We start from the raw sequence: 21,570 nt of genomic DNA on the forward strand, positions 1-21,570 counted from the left end.
TCGCCGATGGTAGTGTGGGGCTTCCCCATGTGAGAGTAGGTCATCGTCAGGCTTCAAACCCGAAAGGCCGTACAGGTAACTGTACGGCCTTTCTTCTTTTACGCTGAATGGAAATGCATAACCGCTGCGATAAAGGCAGATCATGGCCTTATGCGTGGGCGGATAACCTGGGCGAGGCAAATACTCGTCCCACTCTCGGCTGCGTCTCAGTGCTCACGACAAGTGGCCCAGCCCTGAGGGTCAGCGTCTTCAAAAGCGCATTAAACGATTAGCGCGATTAGCACGGTTAGCACGATTAAAGGGCCACCCTGCCGGGTGGCCCTTTTTTGTATTTAAAGCTAACACGGAATGCCACAGGGACGGGTGCGGATGTCCGTTTTTAACCTTACCTAGGCCGGTGAGTACCGGGCCAAAGGGCTGTCGTTCAGTAAACTCTGCTAACAACAAGAACGATACTGAGACTGCTGACGGTGGAATTGGCCGAGCTTTTCTATTTAACGAATCTAACCGGCCTAACCAATCTGACCATTCTGCTGCTGCTTCTGGCCTGTGCCGTCAGTGCGTTTATTTCCACGGTCACTGGTGGGGCGGGCGGAATATTAATGTTCGCGGCGCTGAATGTGGTTATTCCGTTGCGCTTGCTGGTACCGATTCATGGTGTAGTCCAGTTCATTAACAATATCGCCCGCATTTACTACGTCAGACAACATATCCGTTGGACCTTCTGTATTCCTTTCTTCATTGGCTGTACCGCCGGGGCGCTGCTGATGACACTGGGGCTGGCGCGACTGGACTGGCAGGAAGTGTCGCTCGCGTTACTGGCCGGGCTTATTTTCTATACGGTGTTCAAGCCGAAGCGGTTGCCGGAGATTCGCCTGACTCCGCGCCAGTATGGCTGGCTTGGACTGGTAACCGGTAGCTTCGGTATTCTCGCGGGCGCAGTGGATCCGTTACTAGCCCCATTTTTTGTTCGTCGAGACTTGTCGCCTCAAGAAGTGGTAGCAACTAAATCCGTGATGCAGGCCTGGTGCCATGCACTTAAGGTGCCGGCCTTTATCTATCTTGGGTTTACATTTTCGGATCATCTGGGGTTGATTCTGCTGTTGGCAGTAGCGGCACTCGTGGGTACGCGTATCGGTGTGACGCTGTTAAACCGGCTGGATGGTGAAGTTTTCTTTAAATTGATGCGCGCTGCACTGCTGCTTGCCGGCCTGCGGCTCGTTTATCAGCTGACGGCGGGGTAATTTCGATGAGCAACTACCAGATCACCAATCCTTTTTCGGGCGAACTGATCGAGGAGTATTCGCTGGCGGGACGGGCAGAGGTGGAAGCTGCCCTGGGGAAGCTCGTGGCGGGGAGGCAGATCCAGCAAGTGACGCCGGCCTTTGAACGCTCAGAGATTTTGTTGCGCTTGGCCAGCCTGCTGCGAGCGCACAGGGAACATCTGGCTAGGTTAATAACCGAAGAAACCGGCAAAACCATCTCGGACAGCCGTATCGAGATTGAACGCGCCTACAACACGGCACTGGCCAGTGCCATGGAGGCCAGGGGGGTACATGGTGAGGCATTGGATTCTGATGCGTTTCCGCCCCAGCGTGAGCGCATTGGCGTGGTGATGTGGAAGCCACTGGGTACAGTGTTATGCATTACGCCTTTCAACTTCCCGATCAATATTGCGATTCACAAAATCGGTCCGGCCTTTGCCGCTGGCAATACCATTCTTTTCAAACCGGGACCGCAGAACAAGCGTTCAGCGGAGTGTTTACTTCAGCTCTGTTATGAAGCGGGCATTCACGAGACCGTGTTGCAGATGGTGATAGCGGATATCGAGGCAACCAGTTGGGCTGTGGCGCATCCGCAGGTGCATGCCATCAACTTTACTGGCGGTACCGCTGCTGCCAATGCGATAGCCGCGCGCGCTGGTTACAAAAAGCTTCTGTTCGAACTGGGGGGCAATGATCCCTTGATCGTGATGCACGACGCAGATCTTGATGCCGCAGTGGCCGCGGCCATCAACCAGCGTTTTGCCACAGCGGGGCAGCGTTGCACCGCAGCCAAGCGCCTGTACGTGCATGCAGCAGTTTATGACAACTTCGCCCGCAAGCTGGTCGCTGCAACCGAAGCACTGAAAGTGGGTGACCCCATGGAGGAAGATACCTTTGTGGGGCCGCTCATTCATGCCGGGGCGGCTGACCAGGTAGAACAGAGAGTGAATGCGGCTGTGGCAGCGGGGGCGCGTGTTCTGTGTGGCCATAAGCGAGCCGGAAATATCCTCTGGCCCACAGTGCTGGAGAATGTGCCTGACGATGCGGCGCTGGTGGTGGAAGAAACTTTCGGACCAGTTATCCCCCTGCGAAGGTTCGATAATATCGAAGAAGTGGTGGATCTGGTCAACAATTCGGCCTTTGGCTTGCAGGCCGGTATCTTCACCCAACATCTTGGGCTGGCCAAAATGCTGTTCAACCGTCTCGAAGTTGGGCTGTTGGCGTTGAATGACGGCCCGGGCTTCAGGGCTGAACACTTTCCCTTTGGTGGTGTTAAGGAAAGCGGCATTGGGCGCGAGGGTGTGCGCTACGCTATACGCGAAATGAGCTACCAGAAGACTCTGGTCATATAAGTAGCATAGTCCATTGGTGTTACTGGGGACTGCTCGGGCAACTGTTCAGGAAACTGTTCAGGTAGCTGTTCAGCTAGTCAGGCAACTACTTGGAAAACGGCTCAGGAAGACAATGCGGTCATCAGCAGGGGTATTTCAAAACCGGCACTCCACAGCGAGTAAGCTCGAGGGGCAATCTGGAAAACCACTCTAGAAAACTCTCTAGAGGGCCAGGCTAGAGGACCAGTCTAGAGCGCGAACACCAAAAAAATTTCGGCGCTGGTATGCCCTTGATCGGTCAACCGGCGCCGTCTATTCAATCGAGTATCCTTTGGGTCCTATTTTGTTTCCAGGCCCTCACTATGCCTGGCCTGCCCTCTCAGGCCTGTCCTGTCGTATGGCATGCAACGGTGATCCTGCCATTTTTGAACGGCTTGTTGGAGGGCTTGCCTTCCGTGCTTGCCAGTAAAGGCTTGCGGCCATGGAGGGCAAGGGGTAATAATTTCCTCCACATATTCGGCTCGATGGGTATTACTACCGTGGGGCTGTATAGGTCGGGGGTGTGCCTTACACAGCACCAACACTGCACGAATAAGGCTGCCGACAAAAGGAAGTAATAAAAAATGACAGGAGACAGATAGTGAGCCTATTTCATGGGGCCTTGGGCCCTGCCTCGATTTCCCGAGCCTTTTTTTTCTATGCGGCAGTGGCCCTGCTGTCTGCATGCTCCCCACCCGAACCTGAATCCTCCCAGTCCGAGACCTCCAGTGTAGAGCCGGCAAGTCTGGCAGAGACCAAGCAGCTCCGGGATATCAATCAGCTCTATCAGCGCACCTGTATCAGCTGTCACAGTAACGGTCTCAACGGCGCCCCGCGTACTGGCGATCAGTCGGTGTGGGCTGTGCGGATGGAAAAAGGCATGGATACTTTGGTGGAGAATGCCCGCAATGGCTTTCAGGCCATGCCACCGAGAGGGCTCTGCTTTGATTGCTCCGATGAAGAATACGCGGCCCTTATTCACTTGATGGCCGAGGAATCCAACGAGGGCCAGCCCTAACTGGCAGGTGCGGCGGGCTCGCCTCTAGAGCCCGCCTGCTCCGCCCTGATCGATTTTTGTGCCGATGCGGATTTTCTGGGCTTTACTACGGTAAATGCATTCTGGTTTTTGTCTTCGGAATTTTCCATCACGGGTACTTTCCACGGCCGGTATCCCCCAACCGGCACTCCACCTATAGTTATTTCTTATAGGGTGGATTCCGGATATAAATTTCCATGCGTTTCTCACCACGTTAGTATGTGTACATCGAAGTCGGCAGACTTCGTAAACGTCCGAGAGAAAGGAGATATTCAGCATGACCAAGATCGATATTGGTATTGGCGAGAAGGATCGGGAGCATATTGCCGATGGCCTGAAGCGGCTTCTGGCGGATAGCTACACGCTGTATCTACAGACCCATTACTTTCACTGGAACGTGACAGGGCCGATGTTCCGCGAGCTGCACCTGATGTTTGAGGAGCAGTACACCGAACTCGCCGGGGCCGTGGACGATATTGCCGAGCGTATTCGCACCCTGGATGTGCATGCGCCGGGTACCTATCAAGCGTTCGCCAGCCTGACCTCTGTGGAAGAGGTGGTGGAAGTACCCACTGCGGAAAATATGGTGGAAATCCTCACCAAGGGCCACGAGCAGGTGGTAAAAACCTGCCGCAATGTACTCAAAGCGGCCCAGGCTGGTGAGGACGAGTCCACCGTCGCTTTGGTGGGAGAGCGCATGAGCGTCCATGAGAAAACCGCCTGGATGCTGCGTGCCACCTCTCAAAAAGCTTAATCCGGTGATTTCAGTCCGGTTGTAATAGCTGCAGAAATGCACGCGCAGGGGCGGATAATCCGCCCCTGTTACGTATCAAGGCTCCCACTTGCTGGCTTACCACGGGCCCATCGAGCTTTCGCACTTCAAGTCCCAGTTCCCGCATCTGTGAGGCGCACAGTTCAGGAACGACGCTCACGCCCAGCCCTTCCCGCACCATTTGCCCGATCGTGCTCAGCTGACTGGCTTCGCAGAAAAGCTGCATCTTTTCCCCGGCACTGGCGAAGGCCTCATCGGTCCAGCGCCTGACTGCCGAACCGCGGTTCATGGCAATGAAGGGCACTGTGGCCAGCTCAGCCCAGCGCAGGCTGTCTGTGGTCGCAAGTGGATGGCTGGCGGGGGTAACGGCAACAAACCGGTCGCGGGCAAAGGGAATAAACTCAAGACCGCTCAGGTCATCGGGCCGAAAGCTGATCCCCAGCTCCGCGCGCCCCTCGAGAAGCGACTGGACGACACGCTCCATCACCACATCCTCGAGAATAATGTTGATCTGCCCGTGTGTGCGGTGAAAGGCGCCGAGCAGTGGGGGCAGGCGGTTGAGGGCGAAGGCGGGGATTACCGCCAGAGCCAGCTGCCCGCGCTGTAACTGGAATCGCTCCTGCAGCGCACCCAGCGACTGATCCCAGCTGCGCAGCAGTTGCTCGGCGCGCTCAAGGAATTCAGCGCCCTCCGGCGTCAGTGTCAGTTGGCGACTGTCACGGCTGAACAGCGGGCCACCAGCACAGCTTTCCAGGTTGCGGATGGAAATCGACAGCGCCGGCTGCGAAACGTGCAGCTGCTCACTGGCCTGGGCGAGACTGCGGCTTTTGGCGACAGCGACGAAGGCGCGCAACTGCTTGATGGTGGCGTTCATAGGCTATCCGGTTGGCGTGATCCAGGCTTAATGTAAGAAAAATTTAACAAACTATTAAAAGTTTAAATTATATTTAAGCGTTTGGCCAAGGCATGATGGACACCGTTTTGTCACGCCCTGCCAGAGGGAATCCAAGAATAAGGAACCGATGAGGTCAGCCAAGATGAGCAATACCCCTTCCCCCCTGTGGACGCCCACACCAGAGGCCATCACCGCCACCCAGATGGATCAATTTCGCCGGCAGGTGAACGAGCGCTTCAGCCTCGAACTGGCCGATTACAGCGCGCTGTACCAATGGTCGGTAGACGAGCGGGAGTCGTTCTGGAGCACCCTCTGGGACTTCGGTGAGGTGATCGCCAGTGAGCGCGGCCAGCGGACCCTGGGGCAGGACAGCATGCCCGGCGCCGAGTGGTTCCCCGATGCCAAGCTGAATTTTGCCGAGAACCTGCTGCGCTACCGTGATGACAAGGTGGCACTGGTGGAAAGGCTGGAAAATGGCAGCCGTCGCAGCCTCACCTACCGAGAGCTTTTCCAGCATGTGGAGCGCTTTGCCGCCGGACTCCGTCAGCAGGGTGTGGTCGCAGGGGATCGCGTGGCCGGCTTTATGCCAAATATTATCGACACGGTAGTGGCGATGCTCGCCACCACCAGCATTGGCGCTATCTGGACTTCCTGCTCCCCGGACTTCGGCATCAACGGTGTGCTGGATCGCTTCGGTCAGGTGGCCCCCAAGGTACTGGTGGCCTGTGAGGGGTACTTCTACAACGGCAAGACCATCGATTCTGTGCCGCGTCTGCAGGAAATTCTGACTCGCATAGATTCGCTGCAGAAGCTGGTGCTGGTACCGGTGGCCCGCACGGCGGAAGATACGCGCCAGGCCGTGGCGGCTATGGATCGCGCGGTCGCCCTGCAGGACTTTGTCGAGTCCGCCCCGCAGACACCGCTCAGCTTTGCACAGACCGGGTTCAATCACCCGCTGTATATCATGTACTCCTCCGGTACTACCGGGGTACCCAAGTGCATCGTCCACGGGGTTGGCGGAACCCTGTTGCAGCACCTGAAGGAGCACCGGCTGCACTGCGATCTCCGCCGCGAAGACACTCTCTTCTACTTCACCACCTGTGGCTGGATGATGTGGAACTGGCTGGTGAGCGGCCTCGCCTGTGGCGCCACGCTGGTGCTCTTCGACGGCTCCCCCTTCTACCCTGAAGCCCAATCCCTTTGGGACATGGCGGATGAAGAGGGCATCAGCGTGTTCGGTACCAGTGCCAAATATATTGCCGCGCTGGAGAAGGCCGGTTGTAAGCCGCGCGAGACCCACAAGCTGGAGCCGCTGCGCGCGGTGCTCTCAACCGGCTCACCGCTGGCCCACGAGGGTTTCCGCTACGTCTACCGCGATATCAAAGCCGATCTGTGCCTGTCGTCCATTTCCGGTGGTACAGACATTGTCTCCTGCTTCGCACTGGGCAATCCGGTATTGCCGGTGTACGCCGGTGAGCTCCAGTGCCGCGGGCTGGGGATGGCGGTGGAGGTGTGGAATGACGATGGCCAGCCAGTGGCACAGGAGAAGGGCGAGCTGGTCTGCACCAAGTCCTTCCCCTGTATGCCTATTGGCTTCTGGAACGACGAGGATGGCTCCCGTTACCGCGGCGCCTATTTCGAAAACTGGCCCGGCGTCTGGGCCCACGGCGACTATGCGGAAATTACCGCACATGGCGGCGTGGTGATTTACGGCCGCTCCGATGCGGTGCTGAATCCCGGCGGTGTGCGCATTGGTACCGCGGAAATCTACCGGCAGGTGGAAAAGGTGGAGGAGGTGCTCGACAGCATCTGCATCGGCCAGGATTGGCAGGACGATGTGCGGGTAATCCTGTTTGTGGTGCTGCGTGAAGGGGTGACACTGGACGACGCTCTGGTGCAGAAAATCCGCGCAACGATTCGCGCCAACACGACGCCCCGGCATGTGCCCGCCAAGGTCATACAGGTGGCGGATATTCCCCGCACGATCAGCGGCAAGATTGTCGAGCTTGCGGTGCGCAACGTGGTGCACGGCAAACCGGTAAAAAATCAGGAAGCGCTGGCCAACCCGCAGGCATTGAAACTGTTCGAGGCCTTGCCCGAGCTTTCTGAGGCATAAGCGGGACACTGCCGAAATATAGCGGCGGTCGGCAGCGGCGGGGCTTCCCCGCCGTCTAGCCCCGCCTGTTCAGCTCGCGTGCCAGCACGCCATCAAGGCAGGTCCGAGCCTGTCCTCGTCTATTCTCAGCGGACACCCGTGTGCGCCGCAGCCACTGGCGTCATTCAGTTGCCCGCCAATCTGCGCTAACCTTCCCACATCCAAGCACCGATAAGATAAGGGAAGCATCCACATGGTTACGTATCTCTACTGGGCGGCGGTGATCGCCCTTGTTGTCCTCTGCCTCTTCGCCGGCAGCCGGCTCGGCAACCTGAAAAATGGCGCGATTGCCGCCGGGATCGTTTTCCTTATCGGCTGGCTGGCGTATTTCTTTCACTATGAGCAGGTGTTCGTGAAGCGTTTCGGCGGGGTCATGCGCATTACCGTGCCGCAGGGGCAGCAGCATATGGGCGCCACCTGGAAAGAGGACAACCTCTGGATTCAGAATTACGACCCGAAAACCAATACCTGCATTTTTTCCGAATATTCGAAAGGTAACCTGCTGGAAGGGCGCGTTTTGATTCGCGACTGCAACCCCCTGAAAGGCGCCGCCGCAGAGCCCTGATGAATCCAGCCGCAGCGCGCATTGGTGAGTCCTGCCGCGCAGGCCAAATGAGCGCTGCACTTTCCACTATTCTCGAAGTCTGATCAGTTGGTATAGACAGCGCAGGCGGAGACGCCGATTTCCCGATGCGCGCAATAGCCCAATAACAGCAAGCGGCACGGATGCCCATCATCTGCCCATTTCCAGCGGAAGGAAGCCTTGCGACGTATTCTCGCTTTCCTGATTGTATTGTCCTTCATTCTGCCGGTTCGATGTCTGGCGGCGCTGCCTTTCGTTGATGAGCTGCCGGATTTCAAAATCCGCGTGAATGGCGAGCGGGCGTTGCGCCAGTGGCTGCGCGAGGAAATGGACAAGCTGCGCCAGGACAGCCCCGCACTCAAGACTTACGAAGACCCCCGTGACGTGGCCCGCTACGAGCAGGGCGACCTCGAAAAGCTGCTCCGCTCCCGCGGTTATTACGATGCCAGTGTCCGCCATGCGCTGGTTGACGGCACCATCATTTATCGCGTGAATCCGGGCCCGCAGTATCTGCTTAAAAGCGTCGCCGTTGATATGCCCATGCATTTGCGCAGTGATTTTCCGGGTGTGACCCTCGCGGCTGGAGATGCGCTGGAGGCGCAGAAAGTGCTCGATGGAGTCAAAACCATCGAGGATTTCCTGCAGCAGAATGCCTGCCTGTTGAATGTGGATGTCAGCTATGAAGTGACGGCGATTCACAACGAGGCGCGGGCCAGACTGGTGTATCGGGTTGCGCCCAGTCCGGAAGTATCGGTGGGGCAGGTGCGCATTGAGGGCGTGACCAGCATCGATGAGGCGTTTCTGCTGGACAAGCTGCCGGTTTCCAGTGGCGACTGTTTCAGCCGGACCAAGCTGGATGCCGGTCGCCTGAAGCTACTGCGTACTAACCTGATCAACAGTGTCAACAGCGAAGTTTCCGCGCCCTATGGGGGGCTGGTCGATGTCACTTTTATCGTCAGGGAGCGGCGCCACCGCACCGTGCGGCTGGGTGTGGGGTATTACTCCAGTGAGGGCGCCGGTGTTTCCGCGGGCTGGGAGCATCGCAATATTTTCGGCCGTGGCGAGAAATTCGAAATCGAAAGCAAACTCAACCCGACACAACAGACCCTTAAGGCCGAGCTGCTGCTGCCGTACTTCTTGCGTGAGGATCAGAGTCTGGCCGGCAAGGTGGAACTGTCCAATGAGGAGCGCGACGCCTACTCGGCGGAATCCCTGACCGTTGGCGCCAAGGTGTTGCGCACCCTGAGCAAACACAGAACCGCAAGTGCCGGCGCTGAACTCAAGTTCAGTCAGGTGGTAGAAGAGGAGGAAGTCGGCAGTGAGAATTACCAGCTGCTCTATTTTCCCCTGGGTTGGAAACTGGATACCACCGACAATCTCCTCGATGCCCGCCGCGGGGCCACCGCCGCGTTGGAGCTCAAGCCATTCGTCGATGTCGGCGATAGCGAAACCCGCTTTGTGAAAACCTTGGTGGTGCTGACCGGTTACAAGACCGCCGAACAGATGCGCTATACCCCCACCCTGGCACTGCGGCTCAAGGCCGGTGTGATTTCGGGGTTGGACAGCTTCGAGCTTCCGGCCGATGAGCGTTTTTATTCCGGTGGCGGCGGTTCGGTGCGCGGCTATGCCTATGAGTCGCTGGGGCCGCGCACGCTGGTGGAGGAGCCGGATGGCACCGTCAAACTGGGTGATCCGAGCGGTGGCCGGGCGCTCAGTGAGATTTCAGTGGAGGGGCGCTTCCGTTTTACCAAAACCTGGGGCGGCGTTTTGTTTGTCGATGGCGGCAATGCCTATGCGGATCCGAGTCCGAACTTTTCCGACCTGTACTGGGGTGTGGGTTTTGGTGTTCGCTACATGACTTCCTTTGCCCCCCTGCGCCTGGATATCGCTTTTCCTCTGGACAAGCGCGATGGCGTGGATGATGGCTTTCAGGTTTACGTGAGTCTGGGGCAGGCATTCTGAGATGCGGAAGTCACTCGGGGCGCGCTTAAACGGTTATCTCAGGGTTCTGGCTGCGCTGCCTGTCAGTCTGCGGGCGCGGTTAAGCGGCCGCGATTCTGGGCGCACTTTTGGGCACAGCTGCGCTGATGATTCTAAAGATGGTTCAGGGCATCGCTCCGGCAGTGGCTCCGAGAGAGGCTCTGGGGGTGGCTCTGGGAGTAGCTCCGAGGGCGGTTTAGGGCGTAGCTTTGGGCGCGGGCCGCTGCTGTTTAGCCTGTTTTTCGTCCTGCTGCTGAGTCTGATTCTCCTGCTCGGCACCGAGCCCGGGCGGGTCTTCCTCACACGCATGGCGCTGACAACCGCGGAGAAGGTGGTGTCCGGCCTCGAAATCGAGGCCGGGGGGCTGAGCAGTCCTGCGCTGGGCGAGTGGAACTTCTCGCGCCTGCAGGTGGACTACGGCGAACAAAACCTGACGCAGGCGGAAAACCTGTCCCTGTCCATTCAGTTGTGGGCGTTATTGCGTGGCCATTTCGGCGTGGATTTTATCCGCGCGGACAGTCTGCGCTTCGATAACGACACGCTCGGGCAACTACTGAAAAACTCCCCTGGCCGGCAAAAAGCGCCGCGAGCGGCGAAGCCGCTGTCACTGCCCACAGTGCGCCTCGGCGAGCTCGCCCTCGGTCGTGTGGAGATTCTCGATCGGCGCATCGCCGACCTGCCCCCGTTCAGCGTGGACGCCAGTGCATCGTTAAAGTGGCCCGGTGCCCCCGGGGCTGTGGCGTTTAGCCTGCGGGAGGCGGGCGGCGGCAATCTTGCAGTGGACCTTTCGGCTGCGGAGAGCGAGTCCGGTGCCGCCGCCGCGCAGCTGGAACTGGCGCTGGCACTGTCGGAGGATGCGCGGGGTTTTCTCGGCCGGCTGATGCAGCTTCCCCAGGGGCAGGCGCTGCGGGCCGAGGCGCGGCTGCGGCTGCGGCAAAGGAGCGGCGGGCAGTGGGGCGTGGAAATCGAGCACTTTGCCTTTCCGCTGGTTTCGCACAACTTCGCCCTTTCGGGACCGCTGCAGCTGACGCTGTCACCCTGGCAGGTGGACTCCAGCGGTATTGCGCTGGCCATCGATGATAGCCGTCACTCCCTGTCGGGCAGTATCGGCGAAGAGCGCGGCCTCAATGTGGAGGTACAGCTGCGCCGGCTGCCGGTGTCCGTCTCGCGGCCCTGGCAGACAGTGCTTGAGGGGGGCTGGCTGTCCGCCGACCTCAGCCTGCGCGGCCCATTGTCGCAGCCCGGGGTCTCGGGCCAGTTGGAGCTGGACACCCAGTTTCGCCAGCAGCCCCTCCGCGTGCAGGCGCAGCTGCAGACAGAAGCGCGAGTGATCACGCTGCGCTCGGCGAGCCTGGACTTTGCGGATGCCCGCTTTGCAGCCAGCGGCGAGGTGGATCTGGGCCGGCAGACCCTCGATATTGACGGACTGCTGTCGGACATGACGGTCGGCGAATTAAAGGGTGTACTGTCGGCATTCATGGAGTCCCCGCCACTGCCAACACCATTGTCCGGCGCGATCGAGAGCCTGCGGGTCTCTGCCGCCGGGCCCTGGAAGAACCCCCGTTTTACCGCCGAGCTGCAGGCCCAGCCCCGTTACGAGGCTTTTCCTGCGCGTTTGACCGCCAGTGCCGAGGGGGACCTCAAGGGGCTGACTGTTTCGGCGCTGCAATTGCAGGGGCGCGGCCTGTCCATTCGCGGCGCCGGCAAGCTGGCCATCGAGGGGCGGGCTGCGGATTTCACACTAGAGGTAGGCGCCGATAATTTCAGCCCGGCGGAGGCCCTCGGTGTGAAAGCTGCGCGGGGGCTGGTCATGGACCTCGATGCCACTGCCAGTGTCAGCGGCCCGTGGCAAAACCTGAGGCTTAAAACCGACCTTTCCTCCTCCGGGCGCTACCAGCATTATCGCTACCGCCTGCAGAGCGCCGCCGACGGCGACCTGGAAAAAGTTGCGCTGGAGCAGTTGCGGTTGGAGCTTTCCAGCGACGAGCCGGCGCAGACAAAGCCACCCCGACTGCGTGGCCCCCAATCACTGCTTTCCCCTCAGCAGCGACACTCGGACGGTGATCCCTCAGACCCCGAAGCGGTGGCGCAGCTGGCAACCGAGGCACAGCGTCTTGCCCGGGCCGGGTCCGCCTGGCTGCAGGTCGCAGGCGTGATTGAGCCGCGCAAGGCGCGGGCGGACCTGAAGGTCGCCGGACGCAATATTCCGGTTTCCCTGGCGCAACTGGCGGGTGTGAAGCTGCCGCCGTCCCTCGAAGGAGAGGTCAGCCTCGACGGTGAATTCAATGGTCCATGGGCCAGACCCCAAGGCAGCGCCAACCTGCTGGCACTCGGTCTTTACCTGAATGAGCCCTGGCAGCTGCAGGGCAAGCTGGGCTATACCGCCGGCGCACTGCAACTGTCGGCGGTGGAACTGGTGTGGGCGGCGGACAATCAGCTCTCCGCCCAAGGGCTCATCGATGGTAAAAGCCTTTCGCTGGAGTTGCGGGGCCGCGGCCGGCTGGCGGATTTACCTGTCAACCTGCCGGCGGATATCCGCGACAACGGCACCTTCGATCTGTGGGCGACTGCCGCCGGCAGTCCCGATAGTCCCGAGATCGCCGGGGAGTTCAGTCTCGACAGCCGCCGCGCGCAGACGAGCCGCACGGGCGGGGCGCCCCTCAAGTTGCAGTTGGGCTGGCAGACCAGCGCGGGCAACCTCGCCCCCACTCTTGATGTCACTCTCGACGCGAGCCACGGCGGACGGCGCGCGGTGCAGGCCAGTGCAGAGCTTGAGGTGATTCCCATACTGCGGCGGCTCACCAGCCCGCGGGCGGAAGGCGTGCCGGCGCCGCCGCTGCCACTGCGCTTACAGAGTCGTGCCCGGGCGGACCTGTCTGTGCTGGCGGCTTTCTTCGATCCGGATATTCACGCGCTGACAGGGCAACTCAATTTCAATGTGGCTGCCAATGGCACCCTCGCCAGCCCCAACCTCGACGGCCGGATAGAGTTGCTGGGCGGTGCCTACGAGCACCGGCCCACCAACACGCGCCTGCGACGAATCGACTTTCTTGCCCTCCTTACACCACAGCGCTGGGTCATCGAGCGTGCGCGGGCAGAGGATGGCGAAAACGGCAGCATCAATTTGGGCGGCGCGCTGCGCCTTGCCGGCGGCGGGGCGCCGCAGCTGGACTTCCGCCTGCGCGCGGAGCGGGCGCACCTGATCAATACGCCAGCGGTGAGCGGTGTCATTTCCGGAGACCTGACCCTCACTGGCACCACGGAAGACTCACTGCTGGCGGGACGTTTGCGGTTGCGGCCATTGACGGTGCAGTTTGAGCGACTGCTGGGCAGCAGTGTGCCGGAGATTGAAGTGGTCGAGGTGGAGGAGGACGGCCCGCCGCAAGAGAAGTCCCGCCCGCTCTTGGAGAGTATCCGCCTGGCGGTGCAGGTGGTGCTGGATCAGCAGTCCTATGTGCGCGGCCTCGGCCTGGACTCGGAACTGGTGGGCACCGTCGACGTGGGCGGGACCGCGGCGAAGCCCAATGCCGGGGGCGCCCTGCGGATTGTCCGCGGTAACTTCGATTTGTTGGGCAAGCGTTTCGAATTGCAGGAAGGCCAGATCCAGTTCGAAAACAGTGTGGCGGCAATCTATGTAAAAGGGCGTTACCAGTATCCCGATGGCGAGATTATCGCCGAGATATCCGGCAGCGGTGACGACATCGAGTTCGAGTTCAGCTCTACGCCGCCCGCGGCGCAGGATGAAATCTTCGCACAGCTGCTGTTTGGCAAATCCCTGCAGGATATCTCGCCGTTGCAGGCGCTGCGCCTGGTCAGTGTGATTCGCACCTTGCAGGGCGGTGGCGTCGCAGCCTTTGATCCCGTGGCTAAAACCCGTGAGCTGTTGGGGGTGGACAGTCTCGATGTGCAGACAGAGGAAACCGACGAGGGAGACCAGTACGCCCTCAGTCTGGGCAAATACATCACCAGCCGTATTTATATCGAGTTGCAGCGCAGTACCGATCCGCTCAATCCCTGGGAGGCGAAGATGCAGATTGAGCTGCGCAAAAACCTGAACCTGCAGTTCAAATCTGCCACTGAAAACGAAAGCGGCGCCGGCAGTGTGGAGCTGCAGTGGAAAAAGGACTATTAAACAGGACTGTTAATAGGGGTATTGATTCATGCAGCGGCCGATGGGCCAGGCGTGAGTGGCATGCAGAGTGGCATTGAGGGTGGCATTGAGGGTGGTATTGAGAGTTGCATAGAGAGCGGCATATTGATGAGACTCGGCGTACTGATTCCGGCAGCTGGTTACTCGCGGCGCTTTATGGGTGACAAGCGCCTCGCCAGTGTGGGTGGTGAGCCGATGCTGGCGGCTACGCTTGCACGGGTACAGCGGGCACTGGCGGCATTCCCCGCGTCGGTGATGCGGGTGGTGATCCGCGCCCGCGATCCGCTGGTGGAACACTTACTGGCGCAGCGGGGTGTGGCCAGGGTGCACGCGCCGCCGTGGCCGGTTGGTATCGGGGCCAGTATTGCCGCGGGCAGCGAAGCCCTGCTGCGAGCCGATCCGGGGCTGGATGTTATTGTCGTGGTTCCCGCCGACCTGCCATACATGCGGCCAGACAGCCTGAGCGCGCTGTTGCGGCAGAGCCGGCGCGGGGCGATTACCGTTCCGGCCTATCTGGGCGAGCCCGGCGAAGTGGTTGCCGTGGGCGCGGAATTTTTTGCCGACCTGCGCTCACTGTCCGTGCGCCACGGTGTGAAAAAACTGTTGCGCAGCCATGGGGCGGGTGTCCGCTACCAGCCGGTGGAGGACAGCACGCTTATCCGCTCCATTGATTCGCCGGCGGATTTACAGGCAGCAACTGAGCCGGATCCAGCCGGTAGAAACTGCGAAGTTCCCCGTAGAGATCGGCATGCTGCGCTCGCAGTGCGTGAGGAGTAACAAAAAATGCCTCGGTGGCGACAGCGAAGAACTCCGCTGGAGATTCGGCACCATACAGATCCAATACCGTGTGGGCCTTCTCGCCGTGCGCCACCTCTTCGCGGATGGCCCGCAGCCTCTGGTATTCCCGGCTAAACACCGCTGCCCAGTGACGCCCTTCGCCGCTGCGGGTAAATAGCGGGCGGCCATCAAATCTCCCATCCTCCTCATCCAGCTTGTGGGCAAATTCATGCAGCGCCACATTGTGTCCGTGCTCGGGCTGGCGCATATCCTGCTGCAGGTCTGACCAGGAAATCACCACAGGCCCGAGATAATGGGCTTCTCCTTCCCTCGCGCTGTCGTGGCTGGTTTCGATATAGCCATCGAAATGGGTTTCGCGGGCGATATAGGTTTCGGGATAAACGAGGATAGTGCGCAGATCCGGATAGCAGCGGTGTTCCCTCTGCAGGAGCAGCAGGCCGGCGAAGGCGGCGATACTGACCCGGATTTGCTCGGTGATCACCAGCCCCTCGCAGCCGACGAATTCCTTGTCCTGCACAATCAGGCTGACATTGCTCTCGAGCTCCGCCCGCAGTCCCGGCGGGAGATAACGATAGAGGGGCAGCGCCTCTTGGAGCAGCAGCTTCTGCTCGCGGGTGAGAGCTCGGGAACGCAGCTGGCGAAAGCGCCAGCTGCGCCACAGGTAGGGCAGGACCCAGACCAGTATGGCGATGGCGACAATAGCGAAGAAGGTTTGCACAGTGTCACTCACTCCCTGAAAGCCCGCCCGCCGGGCCGGATGTTTTTGCTGTCTCTCACTACCGGGTCAGTAGCGCACACAGTCAATGATTCGCAGTGGCTCACATCCCGGTACTTTTGCGGGGCTCGCACTCGGTGGCTTGCGATAGTTCGGTGCGCTTTTTGATACACCACTGTATGTCGTGGCGATGGCGCGGGGAAGGGGGATCAATTGTTCGCAAACTGATTGCATTTGAGGTTGTGGGGGCTGGGGGTTGGGGGGGAGGGTGGAGGGGTGGGCGCAGGTTGCTTTTGCTCAGGGGGAGCGCCCCGCTGATTATTGTCCGTAAGGGTGGTGAGGTGAGGAGGGTACATGTGGGTTGCAGAGGAGGATGGATTCGAAACTCGCGTCGGCGTGTTTCGCCACTGTTTTGTTCGTCATCTGGGGCTCGCTGCGCGCGGGCTCAACTCGTGGCCGCGTGTTGATCGGGCCCGGGTTAATCGGCCTCGGGAGGCTCGTCCACCGCCCAAATTCGAGATACAAAAAAGCCCCATCCTTGCGGATGAGGCTTTGTTTGTATGGCGCGCTCGGGAGGATTCGAACCTCCGACCGCCTGGTTCGTAGCCAGGTACTCTATCCAGCTGAGCTACGAGCGCGTCGTTGTGGATGCGAACTATAGTGAGTTGCCCTTGTCGAGTCAACTCTTTTTTAAAGCCTTTTTAAGAGAAAAGTCTTTAAAAATCCGCAAGTTACCGAGTTTCTGCACGCCTGCTGCGACAGTGCTGACGGCGGCGCTGAAGCTCGATAGGGCGCGCATTCTGCCGTGGCTTAGGGCGCTTTGCAAGTCCTGTTTTCTGCGATGGCCGTTTTCCCGGTATCGACGTGTTGCCTTCTTCATCAGTTCTTGGGGCTATTACAGGTACGGCTGGGCGCAGGTGCAGGTACGGCTGGGGCAGGCTCAGCCAGATAGATGGCACCTTATGGCTTCAGGCAAGGTGTTCAGGCCGCCACAGTGGGGCTCTCACCCTGCAGCTGGCGCGCGAAAGCGGCCTCGATGGGTTGTGCTTCCCGGTGGCGCTTGATCTCTTCGAAAAACAACTGCGCTTCCGGGTAGCCGAGCTTCAGATAGGCGAGCCACTGCTTGATACGGTTACCCAGGTATTTGGCCGGATACTCCTCGCGGGTGGTCAGGTAGTAGTTCCACAGCAGAGCGGCCACTTGCTGCCAGGGCATGGGGGTGTAGCTTGCGCCGCTGCAGAAGGCTTTGATCTGCAGCGGCAGGTCGGGTCTGGCGAGCAGGCTGCGGCCGAACATAAAGGCTTCACAGCCGGTAACCTCGCGGCAGCGGGCAAACTCCTTCAGCGTCCAGATATCGCCGTTGGCGATGACCGGTATCGACAGTTGCTGGCGAATCTCTCCGATGTATTCCCAGTAGGCGGGCGGGCGGTATCCGTCGACCTTGGAGCGGGCGTGAACCGCCAGCTCGCTGGCTCCACCGTTCTCGGCGGCGCGGGCGTTATCCAGGTAGCTGGTGCGGTCCTGGTAGCCGAGACGGATCTTGGCCGTCACCGGCAGTTCATCCGGCACGGCGGCGCGCACGGCGCTGATGATGGCCTCCACACGATGGGGGCTCTGCAGCAGGCAGGCGCCGCCGTCACTGTTGTTGACGGACTTGGCCGGGCAGCCGAAGTTGAGGTCGATGGCCCTGGCCCCCGCGGCAACGGCGCGGGCGGCATTGTCGGCCATGACTTGTGGATTGCCACCCAGCAGTTGCAGGCGCACTGGTGTTCCCGCTTTAGTACGGGCATCGGTATCCAGTTCCGGGCAAAACTTTTTGAACACCCGCCGCGGCAGGCGGGTGTGGGTTACCCGCACAAACTCGGTTACACACACATCGATACCGCCGATCTCGGAGAGCAGGGCGCGAACATGGTGATCGATAACCCCTTCCATGGGCGCCTGATAGATTCGGACGGTTGGGTGTTGTGTCTTATGGGTCATAAAGGGTTGGGATGAGGATTGCGGGCTGGGGGTGTTGGTGCGTTTATTTTAACACCACATGGGTGTGCGCCGTAATATCTATAACTATCCGGCTCGGGGATGGTATCGACAGTAATCATTGCAATTGAAACGGCCCTTTATCGTTGCTCCTGTAACTAATAACTGTTTGATTTTAAAGAGTTGTTGTAAGGATAATAGCGCCGCTTTTGCGGATATAGGGGAAAATAGTGCAAGAGACGCTACTACAACAGGGACTGGATATCACGCTGTTCGGTATGGGGATTGTCTTCTCCTTCCTGCTTCTGCTGGTGATTGGCACCGGCATCATGTCCCGCATCATCGCTCGCAATTTTCCCGAGGCGGAGCCCGTTGCCCCCACGCGCCCGAGTGCGCAGGGCGACGAAGCGCGGTTGCGCGCAATCGCCAAAGCCGCCATCGAGCAACACCGTAAGCGCCGTCAATAAACGACGGCCGGTGGCCAATTGCAAGCAAAGCAGTCCTTCCAAGAAATTACCGAGAGAGACGACCCATGACTGAGGTTAAAAAGCCCTTGGGGATTACCGATGTGGTCCTGCGTGATGCGCATCAGTCACTTCTGGCTACCCGTATGCGACTGGACGACATGCTACCTATCGCAGAAAAACTCGATAAGGTGGGTTTCTGGTCCCTCGAATCCTGGGGCGGCGCCACGTTTGATGCCTGTATCCGCTACCTGGGCGAGGACCCCTGGGAGCGTATCCGCGAATTAAAGAAAGCCATGCCCAATACGCCTCAGCAGATGCTGTTCCGCGGGCAGAATATTCTCGGCTACCGTCACTATGCCGACGATGTGGTGGAAAAATTTGTCGAGCGGGCGGCGGAAAACGGTGTGGATGTATTCCGCGTGTTCGACGCCATGAACGACATGCGCAACCTGCAGACCGCGTTGCGCGCGGTTAAGAAGCAGGGCAAACATGCCCAGGGCACCATCTCTTATACCGTAAGCCCCGTGCACACCATGGACCTGTGGGTGGACCTGGGCCGCCAGCTGGAGGATATGGGTGCGGACTCCATCGCCATTAAAGATATGGCCGGCCTGCTGCGTCCCTACGAGGGCTATGAACTGGTCAAGCGCCTGAAGAGCGCGGTGGATATTCCCATCCATATGCAGTGCCACGCGACCACAGGGCTTTCCACCGCCACCGCACTGAAATGCATCGAAGCCGGCATCGACAATGTGGATACCGCCATTTCCTCCATGTCGATGACTTACGGTCACAGCCCGACCGAATCCCTGGTAGCCATTCTCGAGGGTACCGATCGCGATACCGGACTCGATATTGAGCTGCTGGAAGAAATCGCGGCCTACTTCCGCGAAGTGCGCAAGAAGTACGCCAAGTTCGAGGGTTCGCTGCGCGGTGTGGATTCCCGCATCCTGGTGGCGCAGGTGCCCGGCGGCATGCTCACCAATATGGAAAACCAGTTGCGCGAGCAGGGCGCTGCCGACCGTCTCGACGAGGTACTGGAAGAAATTCCACGTGTGCGCGAAGACCTGGGCTTTCTGCCCCTGGTGACGCCCACCTCACAGATTGTGGGCACCCAGGCGGTGCTGAATGTACTCACCGGCGAGCGTTACAAGTCGATCTCCAAAGAGACCGCCGCGGTCCTCAAGGGCGAGTACGGCGCAACCCCGGCGGAAGTGAACAAGGAACTGCAACAGCAGGTTCTGGAAGGCGCCGAGCCGGTCACCTGCCGCCCGGCCGACCTGCTGGCCCCGGAGCTGGGCAACCTCAGCAAAGAACTGGCAGAAAAAGCCGGCGAACAGAGCATCGATCTGGAAAGCGGCGAGCGAGCGATCGACGACGTGCTCACCTACGCGCTCTTCCCGCAGATCGGCCTCAAGTTCCTGAAAAACCGCAATAACCCGGATGCCTTCGAACCGGTGCCCACCGGCGCCGACGGTCACGCGGTTACCAATGACAAGGGCGAAGGCGTTTACACCGTCACTGTCGAAGGCAAGACCTACAGCGTCACCGTGGCCGACGGAGGCGATGTGACCGCCATGGCACCCGCCTCGGCGGCACCTTCCGCCGGTACCGGAGCCGGCGCTGCGGCCCCGGCCAGCGGTGGCGAACCGGTCCCCGCGCCGCTCGCCGGCAATATTTTCAAAGTGCTGGTGAAGCCCGGTGAGCAGGTCACCGAAGGGCAGGCGATTGTCGTGCTCGAAGCGATGAAGATGGAGACGGCGGTCAGTGCGCCCCGCGCCGGTACGGTCACTACCGTGACCGCAAAAGAGGGTGATTCCGTGGCGGTGGGCGATGTCCTGCTGTCGATCGCCTGAAGGCCATGAAAGGAGTCGCTCGTGGATAATCTTCTGAATCTCTGGCAATCCTCGGGAGCCTATCAAATGGCTTCCGGTCAATTTGCCATGATGCTGGTGTGCCTTGGACTGCTGTTTTTGGCCATCCGCAAGAACTTTGAACCGCTGCTGTTAGTACCGATTGGTTTCGGCGGCCTGCTCGCCAATATTCCCGGTGCACACCTGGCGCTGTCTGCGGCGGAGGCCGCGGTGGTCGCCGGGGATAGCGGCGTACTGCTGCAGCTGGCCCAGCTTCTGGGACTGGAGAACCTCGCCTCCACCACTGCGATGAAAGAGGCGCTGGGCAATGCGCCCGCGTCCATTCAGGCGCAGGCGGCGGTGCTGGCCCAGGACGCCGGCTATAGCAACGGCATGCTGTACAACTTCTATAGTGTTGCCATTGCCTCCGGTGTCGCGCCGCTGGTGATCTTTATGGGGGTGGGCGCGATGACGGACTTCGGCCCACTGCTGGCCAATCCGCGCACCCTGTTCCTTGGCGCCGCCGCTCAGTTCGGTATCTTCGCCACGGTACTGGGCGCGGTGGGTATGTCCGCCGCCGGCATCATGGATTTCACCATCGCCGAAGCCGCCGCCATTGGCATCATCGGCGGTGCGGACGGCCCCACGGCCATCTACGTTTCCAGCCTGTTGGCCCCGGAGCTTCTCGGCGCCATTGCGGTTGCCGCCTACTCCTATATGGCTCTGGTGCCACTGATTCAGCCGCCGATCATGCGCGCGCTGACCTCGCCGGAGGAGCGCCGCATTGAAATGGTGCAGCTGCGGCATGTGAGCAAGCGCGAGAAGATCACCTTCCCGTTGCTGCTGCTGATACTGGTGGCGCTGTTTCTACCGAGTGCGGCGCCGCTGCTGGGCATGTTCTGCTTCGGCAACCTGATGCGCGAAAGCGGCGTGGTGTCGCGTCTTTCGGATACCGCCCAGAATGCCCTGATTAATATCACCACGATATTCCTGGGCTTATCTGTGGGGTCCAAGCTGGCGGCCGACAAGTTCCTGGACCCCAAGACCCTGGGAATCCTCGCGCTGGGTATCGTGGCCTTTGCGATTGGCACCGCCACTGGCGTGTTGATGGCCAAGTTCATGAACCTGTTCAGCAAGCACAAACTGAACCCCCTGATCGGTTCAGCGGGTGTCTCGGCGGTGCCCATGGCGGCCCGGGTATCCAACAAGCTTGGGCTTGAGGCCAACCCGCAAAACTTCCTGCTGATGCACGCCATGGGGCCCAATGTGGCGGGTGTGATCGGCTCCGCGGTGGCCGCCGGTGTGATGATCACCATGGTGCGGGCCATGACCGGTTGACCGGCTATATTTAGCTGGTGACCAGGTGGCCGGTAACCCGGCAGCGGAACTGCTGGTTACATCATAAAGAAGCGGGCTTTGGCCCGCTTTTTTATTGTCTGCGCCCGTCGGTACTGACAAAGCGCTGACCTGTGGGTCTGGGGTGCCGGAAGAGCATCGGGAGCTTCTCAGCGGCGTGGTATCATGGCCGCGTTTTTTGTCTACTGGGGCGCC

Annotated in this window: 15 protein-coding genes, 1 tRNA gene and 1 pseudogene; 12 read left to right on the forward strand and 5 right to left on the reverse strand. The window is 60.0% G+C overall.

Annotated elements, in window-relative coordinates; all coding sequences use genetic code 11:
• Positions 1 to 476: 476 nt before the first annotated feature.
• The 4 genes from ABEA58_RS12650 to ABEA58_RS12665 all read left to right on the forward strand — a co-directional run bounded on the left by ABEA58_RS12650 (position 477) and on the right by ABEA58_RS12665 (position 4,425).
• Positions 477 to 1,244, forward strand: coding sequence for a TSUP family transporter (locus ABEA58_RS12650; RefSeq protein WP_345552042.1), 768 nt, complete (start codon positions 477 to 479; stop codon positions 1,242 to 1,244).
• A 5-nt stretch (positions 1,245 to 1,249) separates the two neighbouring features.
• On the forward strand, positions 1,250 to 2,617 hold the full coding sequence (safD, locus tag ABEA58_RS12655; RefSeq protein ID WP_345552043.1) for a sulfoacetaldehyde dehydrogenase SafD: 1,368 nt from the start codon (positions 1,250 to 1,252) through the stop codon (positions 2,615 to 2,617).
• Between the two features lie 619 nt (positions 2,618 to 3,236).
• Positions 3,237 to 3,653: a c-type cytochrome gene (locus ABEA58_RS12660; RefSeq protein ID WP_345552045.1), complete on the forward strand. Its 417-nt coding sequence runs from the start codon at positions 3,237 to 3,239 to the stop codon at positions 3,651 to 3,653.
• A gap of 295 nt (positions 3,654 to 3,948) precedes the next feature.
• Positions 3,949 to 4,425: a Dps family protein gene (locus tag ABEA58_RS12665; RefSeq protein WP_345552047.1), complete on the forward strand. Its 477-nt coding sequence runs from the start codon at positions 3,949 to 3,951 to the stop codon at positions 4,423 to 4,425.
• Between the two features lie 10 nt (positions 4,426 to 4,435).
• On the opposite strand, the gene ABEA58_RS12670 is transcribed toward ABEA58_RS12665, so the two are convergent.
• A complete protein-coding gene (locus ABEA58_RS12670; RefSeq protein ID WP_345552049.1) occupies positions 4,436 to 5,317 on the reverse strand; it encodes a LysR family transcriptional regulator in 882 nt (293 codons plus the stop codon).
• Positions 5,318 to 5,480: 163 nt separating this feature from the next.
• On the opposite strand from ABEA58_RS12670, the gene ABEA58_RS12675 reads away from it, so the two are divergent.
• From ABEA58_RS12675 to ABEA58_RS12695, 5 genes and pseudogenes are all read left to right on the forward strand, one after another.
• The gene (locus tag ABEA58_RS12675; RefSeq protein WP_345552051.1) at positions 5,481 to 7,454 is read left to right on the forward strand and encodes an acetoacetate--CoA ligase; all 1,974 of its coding nucleotides are present in this window, start codon (positions 5,481 to 5,483) and stop codon (positions 7,452 to 7,454) included.
• 232 nt (positions 7,455 to 7,686) lie between these two features.
• A complete protein-coding gene (locus ABEA58_RS12680) occupies positions 7,687 to 8,058 on the forward strand; it encodes a hypothetical protein (protein WP_345552053.1) in 372 nt (123 codons plus the stop codon).
• Between the two features lie 198 nt (positions 8,059 to 8,256).
• The gene (locus tag ABEA58_RS12685; RefSeq protein ID WP_345552055.1) at positions 8,257 to 10,038 is read left to right on the forward strand and encodes an autotransporter assembly complex protein TamA; all 1,782 of its coding nucleotides are present in this window, start codon (positions 8,257 to 8,259) and stop codon (positions 10,036 to 10,038) included.
• A gap of 325 nt (positions 10,039 to 10,363) precedes the next feature.
• Complete coding sequence (locus ABEA58_RS12690) at positions 10,364 to 14,188, forward strand: translocation/assembly module TamB domain-containing protein (protein ID WP_345552057.1); 3,825 nt, start codon at positions 10,364 to 10,366, stop codon at positions 14,186 to 14,188.
• Positions 14,189 to 14,314: 126 nt separating this feature from the next.
• Positions 14,315 to 14,809, forward strand: a pseudogene (locus ABEA58_RS12695) (nucleotidyltransferase family protein); the annotation flags it as partial.
• Positions 14,810 to 14,861: 52 nt separating this feature from the next.
• On the opposite strand, the gene ABEA58_RS12700 reads toward ABEA58_RS12695, so the two are convergent.
• From ABEA58_RS12700 to ABEA58_RS12715, 4 genes are all read right to left on the reverse strand, one after another.
• A complete protein-coding gene (locus tag ABEA58_RS12700) occupies positions 14,862 to 15,734 on the reverse strand; it encodes a M90 family metallopeptidase (protein ID WP_345552059.1) in 873 nt (290 codons plus the stop codon).
• A 546-nt stretch (positions 15,735 to 16,280) separates the two neighbouring features.
• Positions 16,281 to 16,357: transfer RNA gene (locus ABEA58_RS12705), tRNA-Arg, on the reverse strand.
• Between the two features lie 41 nt (positions 16,358 to 16,398).
• Positions 16,399 to 16,599, reverse strand: coding sequence for a hypothetical protein (locus ABEA58_RS12710; protein WP_345552061.1), 201 nt, complete (start codon positions 16,597 to 16,599; stop codon positions 16,399 to 16,401).
• Between the two features lie 101 nt (positions 16,600 to 16,700).
• Positions 16,701 to 17,654 (reverse strand): tRNA dihydrouridine synthase, encoded by a 954-nt coding sequence (locus tag ABEA58_RS12715; protein WP_345552063.1) that lies wholly within the window; start codon positions 17,652 to 17,654, stop codon positions 16,701 to 16,703.
• A gap of 275 nt (positions 17,655 to 17,929) precedes the next feature.
• Between ABEA58_RS12715 and ABEA58_RS12720 the strand changes: the two genes are divergently transcribed.
• The 3 genes from ABEA58_RS12720 to ABEA58_RS12730 all read left to right on the forward strand — a co-directional run bounded on the left by ABEA58_RS12720 (position 17,930) and on the right by ABEA58_RS12730 (position 21,357).
• Positions 17,930 to 18,166: an OadG family protein gene (locus ABEA58_RS12720; protein ID WP_345552065.1), complete on the forward strand. Its 237-nt coding sequence runs from the start codon at positions 17,930 to 17,932 to the stop codon at positions 18,164 to 18,166.
• 65 nt (positions 18,167 to 18,231) lie between these two features.
• Positions 18,232 to 20,022 (forward strand): sodium-extruding oxaloacetate decarboxylase subunit alpha, encoded by a 1,791-nt coding sequence (gene oadA / locus ABEA58_RS12725; RefSeq protein WP_345552067.1) that lies wholly within the window; start codon positions 18,232 to 18,234, stop codon positions 20,020 to 20,022.
• A 21-nt stretch (positions 20,023 to 20,043) separates the two neighbouring features.
• On the forward strand, positions 20,044 to 21,357 hold the full coding sequence (locus tag ABEA58_RS12730) for a sodium ion-translocating decarboxylase subunit beta (protein WP_345552069.1): 1,314 nt from the start codon (positions 20,044 to 20,046) through the stop codon (positions 21,355 to 21,357).
• Positions 21,358 to 21,570 lie beyond the last annotated feature (213 nt).

Source organism: Microbulbifer aestuariivivens, from assembly GCF_039545115.1.
Lineage (GTDB): Bacteria > Pseudomonadota > Gammaproteobacteria > Pseudomonadales > Cellvibrionaceae > Microbulbifer > Microbulbifer aestuariivivens.

What these genes read in the sequence shown, in the direction of transcription:
- safD (WP_345552043.1), top strand. Translation starts at nt 1,250, where the DNA reads ATGAGCAACTACCAGATCACCAATCCTTTTTCGGGCGAACTGATCGAG.
- ABEA58_RS12665 (WP_345552047.1), top strand. Translation starts at nt 3,949, where the DNA reads ATGACCAAGATCGATATTGGTATTGGCGAGAAGGATCGGGAGCATATT.
- ABEA58_RS12670 (WP_345552049.1), bottom strand. Translation starts at nt 5,317, where the DNA reads ATGAACGCCACCATCAAGCAGTTGCGCGCCTTCGTCGCTGTCGCCAAA.
- ABEA58_RS12675 (WP_345552051.1), top strand. Translation starts at nt 5,481, where the DNA reads ATGAGCAATACCCCTTCCCCCCTGTGGACGCCCACACCAGAGGCCATC.
- ABEA58_RS12680 (WP_345552053.1), top strand. Translation starts at nt 7,687, where the DNA reads ATGGTTACGTATCTCTACTGGGCGGCGGTGATCGCCCTTGTTGTCCTC.
- ABEA58_RS12690 (WP_345552057.1), top strand. Translation starts at nt 10,364, where the DNA reads ATGGCGCTGACAACCGCGGAGAAGGTGGTGTCCGGCCTCGAAATCGAG.
- ABEA58_RS12710 (WP_345552061.1), bottom strand. Translation starts at nt 16,599, where the DNA reads ATGAAGAAGGCAACACGTCGATACCGGGAAAACGGCCATCGCAGAAAA.
- ABEA58_RS12715 (WP_345552063.1), bottom strand. Translation starts at nt 17,654, where the DNA reads ATGGAAGGGGTTATCGATCACCATGTTCGCGCCCTGCTCTCCGAGATC.
- oadA (WP_345552067.1), top strand. Translation starts at nt 18,232, where the DNA reads ATGACTGAGGTTAAAAAGCCCTTGGGGATTACCGATGTGGTCCTGCGT.